Annotated in this window: 5 protein-coding genes and 1 pseudogene; all 6 read left to right on the top strand. The window is 54.3% G+C overall.

All coding sequences use genetic code 11. The features are described from left to right. The first annotated feature begins 231 nt into the window (after positions 1-231). Complete coding sequence (locus tag HMPREF1548_RS17900; protein ID WP_157065706.1) at positions 232-2,502, top strand: helix-turn-helix domain-containing protein; 2,271 nt, start codon at positions 232-234, stop codon at positions 2,500-2,502. Then, positions 2,414-4,270: pseudogene (locus tag HMPREF1548_RS17895) on the top strand (transglutaminase-like domain-containing protein); the annotation flags it as partial. The gene HMPREF1548_RS17900 and the pseudogene HMPREF1548_RS17895, both read left to right, overlap by 89 nt. 879 nt (positions 4,271-5,149) lie before the next feature. Next, positions 5,150-6,001: a YitT family protein gene (locus HMPREF1548_RS17890; RefSeq protein WP_021637819.1), complete on the top strand. Its 852-nt coding sequence runs from the start codon at positions 5,150-5,152 to the stop codon at positions 5,999-6,001. Beyond that, complete coding sequence (locus HMPREF1548_RS17885) at positions 5,967-7,475, top strand: leucyl aminopeptidase family protein (protein ID WP_021637818.1); 1,509 nt, start codon at positions 5,967-5,969, stop codon at positions 7,473-7,475. Before HMPREF1548_RS17890 ends, HMPREF1548_RS17885 begins: the two co-directional genes overlap by 35 nt. A 108-nt stretch (positions 7,476-7,583) precedes the next feature. Then, entirely contained in the window at positions 7,584-8,900 is a 1,317-nt protein-coding gene (locus HMPREF1548_RS17880; protein ID WP_021637817.1) for an ABC transporter substrate-binding protein, read from the top strand. A gap of 9 nt (positions 8,901-8,909) precedes the next feature. Continuing rightward, the coding region (locus HMPREF1548_RS17875) for a hypothetical protein (RefSeq protein WP_021637816.1) at positions 8,910-9,274 on the top strand (365 nt) is incomplete at its 3' end.

The raw sequence follows: 9,274 nt of genomic DNA, 5'->3' as shown, positions 1-9,274 counted from the left end.
GAGAGCCCCTGTGAGGCGGGAACGGGAGACCTTTTTTCATGCAAAAACAGATCGGTTTTTCATAGTAATCTTTTTTTCCTTATAGTATAATGGACGGGTGGGCAGCTGGGGCAGGGTGCGGCTGCAAAGACGGGAGAACGTGATGCCGGGGGAGGCTCCGGTGTCGGATGCGTTCCGGGGGAGCCGGGTATTTTTAACGGCTGTACGAAAGAAAAGAAGGGGAGAGATACTGTGAGAAGACCTGTACGATATAGAGTGAACCAGTTGTCAATGAATCTGCTGATTTCCTATCTTTCTATCCTGATAGCGCCGCTGCTTGCCATAGTGATTATTTATTTTACGGCTACCAGCCTGCTTTTGTCCGTGCAGAAGGAAAAGATGTTCACAACGCTGAATATGACCGCGCTGGAGGTGAACCGGAGTATTGAAGAGGCCGGGAATATGGGAGGCTATATCAGCAATTCCCCGGAGCTGCGGGATCTTTGCAGCAAGATCCGGCAGGAAAAGGATTATTATGATATGTATTTATATATCCGGTCGCTGTCGGATTATTCTATGTTCAACGCCGCCATAGAAAACATCTATTTTTTCTTTGAAAAAGGGGAATACATGGTGATGGACAAGGTGGTGGTGCCTGCGGATGACAGAGGTTACGCTTCCGTGGGCATGCTTGGCAGCGAAAGCTATAAGGAGCTGCTGGAAAACTTCGCCGGCAAGGTATACAGCAAGGATGTGCTCCGCCTGCAGGACGATGGGACGGATAAGAAGCTGATGGTGGCCCAGTCCTTCCCCTTCAGCGGTTATGAGAATCCCGAAGGGACGCTGGTGGTGGTGCTTAACGACAACCTGATAGATGGACAGCTGCGCAACAACCTGATCCATGGGCAGGGGATAACGCTGATGCTGGATAAAGAGCGGGACGGAGAGTACTTCCAGAAAATCATTACCGGGGAAAACTGTGACGTGGGAGCGGACGAGCTGCCCATGGATTACATCCTGGGGAAAAAGGACGGGGAATTCTCCCTGCATGGGGAACGTTATATCATATGTGCGGTGGAAAGCCCCGGTTCCCCTTACAGATATGTTTCCATACTGCCGAAAAAAACGCTGCTGGGACAGATCGGTTCCATAAAGTATCTGATCGTGGCGCTGTGCGTGACGGCCATGCTGGCGGGGCTGGCCGTATGTATCGGGCTGTGGAGGAAGCGCAGGGACGTGGTTCTTTCCTTCAGCAGATATCAGGATGAATTCGGAACGGCCCAGGGCAACGGGAAGCCGGTGCGCAGCTTCTGGGAGGGCATTCCCTACCTGCTTGACAGCGCCGCCAATCTGCAGACAACGCTGAAGCTGCAGAAGAATTTCATGCGCACGGCAGTGGTGCGCAAGCTGCTGTTCGGAGAATATACCTCCGGCGCGGAGCTGGAAGAGGAGCTTAAGAGCGTGGACATCACCCTGGAGGGGGATGCCTACTGCGCTGCGGTAATCCAGATACGCAGCAGTGTTATGAGTAAGGATCTGGAGCAGTGGAACGAGCTGCGGCTGTTCATCAGGGAATGCATACAGGAGCAGATATGCATCTCCAAGATTTACTGTGAGCTGGATCAGTCCCGCAGCGCCCTGATTTTTCCCGTGAGCAGGGAGGAAGCGCGGGAGACCATCCGGGAGCTGCTGACAGACTTCGGGGAGAGCCTTCTCATGGAAAAAGAGCTGGAAACCTATGTGGGGCTGGGCAGGAATGTGACGGATCGGATGGAAATCGCCACCTCCTGTGACGATGCCAGGGAGATTACGGAATATCTGGCCTTCCATAACATGCGTACCGTGATGTGCAAGGAGGAAATGCCGAAGCAGACAGACAGCTTCTTTTTCCCCATAGAGACGGAGCTTCTTCTTGTAAAGAGCATCCGCCAGGGCAACCAGGAGGAGATTGACGATATTTTCCGGGTGCTCACCTTTGAAAACTTTACCTACAGGAAGCTTACCGTCACCATGGCGGGTTACCTGACAGATCTGGTGCGGGCCACCGTGCTGCGGGCGCTGAAGGAGGAAGAGGACGCCGCTTCCGGCGCGGAGGAGCGGATTAACGGGGCGGAGAGCCTGGAAGAGCTTGCGGGGATATGCAGGCAGCTGCTGGCCGGCGCCTCCGGTCAGAAGAGGAAAAAAGAGGAGCAGGATGCGGATGCCCTGAAGCAGTCGATCCGGAAAACGGTGGCTGAAAAATATAGCCGGCAGGATTTTAATCTCAGCCAGCTGGCGGAAGAGCTGCAGGTTTCTGAAAACAGGCTGTATAAGCAGTTTAAGTCGCTGTTTGGCATGAGCTTCAGCGAGTATCTGGAAAATGAAAGGATTAAAATGGCCTGCGAGCTTTTGAAAAAACAGGTCCCGGTAAAGGACGTGGCGGAGGCTGTGGGCTATGGCAGCGATTTTTCCTTCCGCAGGGCATTTAAGCGTGTTATGGGGCTGGCGCCCAGCTATTATGCGGAGGGGCTGGATAATAAATGATGCATGGATGCGCGCGCCGGCGCGATGGATGGGAGGTATGAAAATGTTATCAAATCGTTTGATAGAATATGCGGAGAAAAAATATGCGGAAAGGCTGCCGTATCTGGAAACGGTGCGGGCCGGACTGGAGGAGGGATTCTCCCGGTGCACGCCGGAGGAAGCAGCGCTGATGCGGTTTTTCTACGGCACGATGCCTCTGCGGGATGCGGGGGAGTATGATTTCCGGGTGTTCCTTTCCTTTGTCAGACATGGGCTTTGGCTGCGGGAGCATGTAGCGTGGTGCGCCGCCCTTCCGGAGGATATTTTTGTAAACCATGTGCTGTATTACCGGATCAATTCCGAGGACATCAGTGAAAACAGGGCTTTTTTTTATGAACAGCTGAAGGACAGGCTGACCGGGAAGGAGCTCTGGAAATCACCCCGTCAGGCCGTAATCGAAATCAATTACTGGTGTGCGGAGCATGCAACGTACCAGGCGTCCGATATGAGAACCGCATCACCCATGACGGTATACAGGAGCGGGAAGGGGCGCTGCGGGGAGGAATCCACCTTTATGGTGACGGCGCTGCGCAGCGTCGGCATCTCTGCCAGGCAGGTATACACTCCCAGATGGGCCCATTGTGACGATAACCATGCCTGGGTGGAGGTATGGGCGGAGGGCCGGTGGTACTTCCTGGGGGCGTGCGAGCCGGAGGAGGTGCTTAATAAGGGATGGTTTTCCCATGCATCCAGCCGCGCGCTGCTGGTGCACAGCAGGAATTTTTCTGATTTTACCGGAGAGGAAGCGGAGGAATGCATTGGCAGGGAGGGCGTGACCTGGTTCTATAACAATACCTCCGTCTATGCCCGGACCCGCAGGCTTACAGTGGCGGTAAAGGATCGGGAGGGAAAGGCGGTAAAGGACGCGCTGGTTTCCTTTGAAATCCTGAATATGGGAGAGTACTGCAGCGTGGCGTCGCTGTCAACGGATGAAAAAGGCGAGGTGCACTTGACGGCGGGGCTGGGAGATTTCCATGTGAGGGCGCAGGCCGGCGGCTATTTTGGAGAACAGCTTGTATCCGGGGCAAGGCAGGAGCGGGCGGAAATCGTGCTGGACGCTGCTGCGGCGCAAGATAGCTGGATCAGGGATGTGTGGGAGCCAAAGGAGATAACTGCGCCGGAGGATTATCCCATGAATCCGGGCGCTGTAACACCGGAGCAGAAGCAGAGAAAGCGGCTGCGGCTTGCCGCCGCCAATAAAATGCGGGAGGAGAGAATCCGTTCCTTTTACCGGGAGGAGGCTGCGGCCAGGTATCCGGAGGAAAAGGAGCTGCTGCGCATTGCGGCCGGCAATTTTGACGAGGTGCTCCGGTTCCTGGAAAAGGATGGGAATCCTCACAGGAAAGCGCTGCTTCACAGCTTAAGCGCAAAGGATTATCTGGATGTAAGGGCAGCGGTGCTGGAGGATGCGCTTTGCGGGGCGGAAAAGGTCAGGGGCGCATGGCCGGAGGAAATTTATCGGGAATATCTGCTGTGCCCGAGGATTTATTATGAACAGCTGACGGCTTACCACAGCTTTATTGACGGGTATTTTACGGAAGCGGAGAAAGAAGCATTCAGGGAAGATCCGGAGAAGCTCTGGGCATATATAGAAAAAGAAATCAGTTATGAACCGGCGCTTGATTACCGGACCATCTGCGCCACGCCGGTGGGCTGCCTGACGCTGAAGCAGGGGAATGAAACGTCGAGGAAAATCCTGTTTGCGGCAGCCTGCCGTACCCTGGGGATTCCCGCCAGGCTGAACCGGGTGACGGCGGAGCCGGAGTATTATACGGGAACGCAGTTCCGTACGCCGGGGAAGAGCGTTGGACAAGAAAAAGCTGATGCAGCGCCGGGGAATACGGACGCGTCGCTGGTATTGCAGGTGGAGGACGGCAGTAAATGGATTTATTATCAGACCTGGACGATTGGGAAGCTGGATGGCCTGCAGTTTGTTACCTTGGATTATGAAGGCCTGCGTTTTGGCGGAAACTGTCTGGAGCTGTCCCTGGAGCCGGGGATTTACCGGCTGATCACCACCTCGCGCATGCCAAACGGCAACCAGCATGCGGCGGAGCGTACCTTCCGGCTGGCAGACGGAGAGCGCAGGGAAATATCCATGAGCCTGCGGGAGGGCAGCCTGGAGGATATGCTTGTGAACAATGAGCTTCCTGATTTTGAGGTGACGGATGCGGACGGGAAACGCTGTCCTGCGGCCCGGCTTACGGCCGGAGGCAGCGCGGTACTCTGTTTTCTGGAGGAAGGCGCGGAGCCTACGGAGCATGTTTTAAATGAACTGATGCAGCAGGCGGGCGACTGGAATGCGGCGGAGGCGAAGCTTATATTTATCGTAAGGGACGCAGAGGCGCTTGCCAACGCCACGCTTGCCCGCACGCTGGAGAAAATCCCCTGTGTTTCCGTTTATTTTGACCCGGAGGGAGAAACGCCGGAGCCAATCGCCAGACGGATGTATGTGGATCCGGAAAAGCTTCCGCTGCTGGTGGTGACAAGGGACGGTATGACAGGGATTTACGCAAGCAGCGGCTATAATGTGGGAAGCGTGGATCTCATGCTGAAAATTCTGAGCAGATAAAGGGGGAAGCCGCCCTGGGGCGGCACAAAGACGGACGTGAAGGAAAAGAATACAAAAGCGGTTATTGTTCTGAATGTGGTTGGTATTTTTCTGTATACGGTAGGGATGAGGAGCTTTGCGGCGCCGGCCAGGATTGCGCCCGGCGGCGCCAGCGGTATCGCCATCCTGGTGAACTTCCTGACGGGTTTTCCCATGGGCTTGTTCTGCGCACTGTTTAATTTCCCGATTCTGGCGGTTGTGCTGTGGAAAAAGATTTTCCCGGCCGGATTTGTGGGAAAGGCGACGGCAAGCATTGTACTGCTGTCACTGATGACGGACCTGCTGGCGCCCGTCCTGCCCCATTATCAGGGAAATGCCCTTCTGGCGGCGCTGTTTGCCGGGGCCTTCATGGGCACGGGGCTGGCAATGGTTTATCTGGGCACATCGGATACGGGCGGCATTACCATGATTGGCCTGATCCTGCAGAAGTATTTTCCCCACCTGAAGGTGGGAACGCTTGTGTCCGCCATCAATATGGTAATCGTCCTGGCCTCCGGTGTGGTTTACCGGAACATTGACAGCATCCTGTATGCTATTGTGACGGTATATGTGTCCGGGCTTTTTATGGACAGGCTGGTGAACCAGGCGAATTCCAAGGATTTGATTATTGTAATGAGTGAATGCACGGACAAGGTGCGCTGCGTTTTCCTGGATGAGCATAAAGGAATCACCATTCTGAAGGGAGAGGGCGGTTATACCAGCGAAACCCAGAGGGTGATTCTGGGAGCGGCAGGGAAGGCGGACTGTTCAAAAATCCAGGAAAAAATCCGCAGGGTGGATCCAAAGGCTTTAATCATTGTGGCGGAGGCCAGCAATGTGGTGGGCAAGGGCTTCGGAAGAATGCTGTGATTCCGGCGGGAAGGCTTTGTCATGGAATCTGGAAAAAAGGGAGGATGGAAAAATGGTTACGGTAACGGAAGGGAAGAATGCCCGTTTTTATATTGATTTTGCGTGGGAGAAGGATCCCCATATCAGAAGCTTCCGGCTGGGGCTGGAGGAGGTTTTTGAAGGAAAATACCTGGAGACGCTGTATGTGCCCGTTCAGGGACAGGCGTTTCTGCTGGTTGGGTGCGGTAAGGAAAAGGAGACAGGGCTTCTGGAGGTGAAGGAAATCCTGGCGGCCGCCTCAGCCAGGTGCCGGGAGATGAAGGTGAAGGAATGCTCCGTTGATATCTCTGTTTTCACGCAGCTTCTGGGGAAGGATGCGGTGACGCAGAGTGTGCTGGGGCTGGAGCTGGGAGGCTACAGCTATTCTTTTTCCAGGGAAAAGAAGGAGGAGGCTCCCTGCTGTTTCCAGCTGGAAAGGGTCAGCGGGCTTGAAGGGCTGGAGGAATTAATTGAAGAGGCGCAGGAGCTGGCAGGGGATATCCTTTTTGCCAGGGATCTGGTAAATACGCCGGGTAACCATCTGCGTCCCATGGATCTGGACCGGGCGGTGACGGGCTTCGTGGAGGATGTGGAAATCGAGGCGCAGACCTTTGTTTACGGACAGCTGCGCGCCATGAAAATGGAGGGTCTGTATGGCGTGGGCGGCAGCAGTGAGTATCCGCCCTGTATGCTCGTCCTGCGCTACCGGGGCAATCCGGACAGCAGCGAGGTATACGGCCTGGTAGGAAAGGGCGTGACCTGCGATACCGGAGGCTATTGTCTGAAACCCAGCGGTTCCATGGCCGGGATCAAGGGGGATATGGCAGGGGCGGCCGCCGTTGTGGGAGCGCTCCATGCTGTGGCGGCAAGGAAGCTTAAGGTGAATGTAACGGCCTGCCTGCCCATGTGTGAAAACAGGATTTCCCAGTCTGCGCTGCTGCCGGGGGATGTGATCACAGGGTACGGCGGCAAGACCATTGAGGTTCTCAATACGGATGCGGAAGGCAGGCTGATTCTGGCGGACGCGGTGAGCTTTTGTATCCGTGATGAAGGGATAACGAAGCTTTTGGATATCGCAACGCTGACCGGGGCGGCCTGGAACGCGCTGGGCTATACCATCGCGGGGGCGATGTCGGATGATGATGATTTTTACAGGGTATTTGAAAAAGGACTGGCGCATTCGGCGGAAAAATACCTTCGTTTTCCTTTCGGCAGGGAGCATGTGGAAATGATTAAGAGCAGCGTGGCCGATGTGAAAAATGTAGGCTCCAGCTGCTGCGGGACAATTACGGCAGGCCTGTTTATCCGGGAATTCTGTGAGGGAAAGCCCTGGATTCATCTGGACATTGCAGGTACGGCCTGGTGCGATACACCCACCTATGCATTTGAAGCCAAAGGGGCGACAGGCGCAGGGGTTGCTTCGATGTATTTCATGCTGAAGGAAGCGGCCGAATAACGGGAATGCCGCAGCGGCCGCCGGCCATTGTCTTGTATGTTTCCTTTCCTTTTTATCGTAACAATGATAAAATAGTTTTAACGGGACATAAGTGAGGGGGATTTTGTGATGGGGAAAAAAGCAGTGTCGGCGGGAGCGCTTCTGCTGCTGTCGGTTTTTCTGATGGCAGCGGGCTGCGGCAGCAGGGAGCAGTCAGACAGTTCGTACCAGACGGCGTTTCCGGAGCCTGTCTACGACTGGGGGAAAAGTACGGGGGAAACGCTGGTGATCTGGGGAATTTATCCGGAAATGGAGCGAAGCTATATTGTAAAGGCCTTTGAACGTTACCGGAGCCTTACGGGAAATGAACTGGAGGTGGTTCAGATACCCAAGGAGGAATTCGAAGAAAAGCTGTTTGGCGCGGTGGAAGGAGAGACGGAGAGACCGGATATCCTTCTCAGCTATGGGGGAACCAATATTGATATTTATGATCCCGATGAGAATTTTTATGATTTTACAGAGGCGGGCTGGGTGGAGGATCTGACGGATACCGCAATTAACCAGGCAGTTTATAATGGGAAAATTATCGGGCTGCCACACTGGGAGGCTTCTGTTTCGGGAACCATCTATAATAAAGAAATTTTCAGGAAATATCATCTGGAGGTCCCAAGGACCCAGGAGGAGTTCCTGCAGACCTGTGAAACGCTGAAAAACCACGGGGTGATTCCTCTTTATATGCCCGGGAAGGAAATTTCCATGCTGCTCTACCAGTTCCCGCTGGACAGTGTGGTGGAGGATATTTCCGTATTGGAAGGACTCAATGACGGAAGCCTTGGGTATGCGGATATACCGCAGATGGAACAGATTGTCATGTGGTACAGGATCATGGCGGAAAAGGAATATCTGGGTGATAACTATATGGAGGATGACTGGAACGGGATGAACGAGGCCATGGAGTCCGGCAGGTATGCCATGATGCTTTGCTGGGATACCTGGCTGTATACGGATTTTGAGGGAGATGCATCCCGGTTCGGGCTGATGCCGGCGTTTATGGGCGTGCCGGAGGAGGGAACCTTTGAAGGCCCCAACCTGGGAATGTTCCTGGTAAATAAGAACAGTGAGAGACTGGATGCCGCTTTGAATTTTATTACGTTTTTGGCGGATCCCTATAATTATAACGCCGCATTTGAGGGGATTTATACGGCGCCTGTTTTTAAAAACCAGATAGCCAGTATTTCCACCCCGCAGTATCTGGAGGCGGAAAGCGTGATTGAGAGACATTTCCATGATTCCATAGCCTGGCTGAGAATCCGGGGGTTTTCACAGATGGATGCCTCCTGCATCCTGGAATTTATGGAAAGCGGGAGCGGGATGACAGCGCAGGACTGTCTCAGGAATATGGACAGGCTGCGTGCGGAGCGCATGCAGGAAAATCCGGTAAGGTAGGGGTTGCAGATGAAGAGTGGTATGGGGAAAAAGGCGGGAACCCGGATTTTTGCGGGAGCTCTGGCCGGGGTGATTATAGTGTTCGCGCTGGTTTCAGCGTTCTATATCCATAATTTTGATCAGACCCTGCTGGAGGAAAACCAGAGCCATCTGGCGGAGGTGGCGGATCATATCGTTACCTATATCCAGGCGGCGGTGGAGGATACGCTGGATACCCTGGAGACGGCGGCGGATGCCCTGCCCCTTATGGAACAGGAGGAGTGTGTCGGTTATCTGAAGCAAATGGTGGACAGGCATGGTTTCACCTACGCGGGATATGCGGGTAGAGACGGTGTGCTTCATGCGACGCAGGAGCTGCCGTATTCGGATATTTC

It is taken from the genome of Clostridium sp. KLE 1755 (assembly GCF_000466465.2).
Taxonomy (GTDB): domain Bacteria; phylum Bacillota; class Clostridia; order Lachnospirales; family Lachnospiraceae; genus Eisenbergiella; species Eisenbergiella porci.
This window is presented reverse-complemented; position numbering and strand designations above follow the sequence as displayed.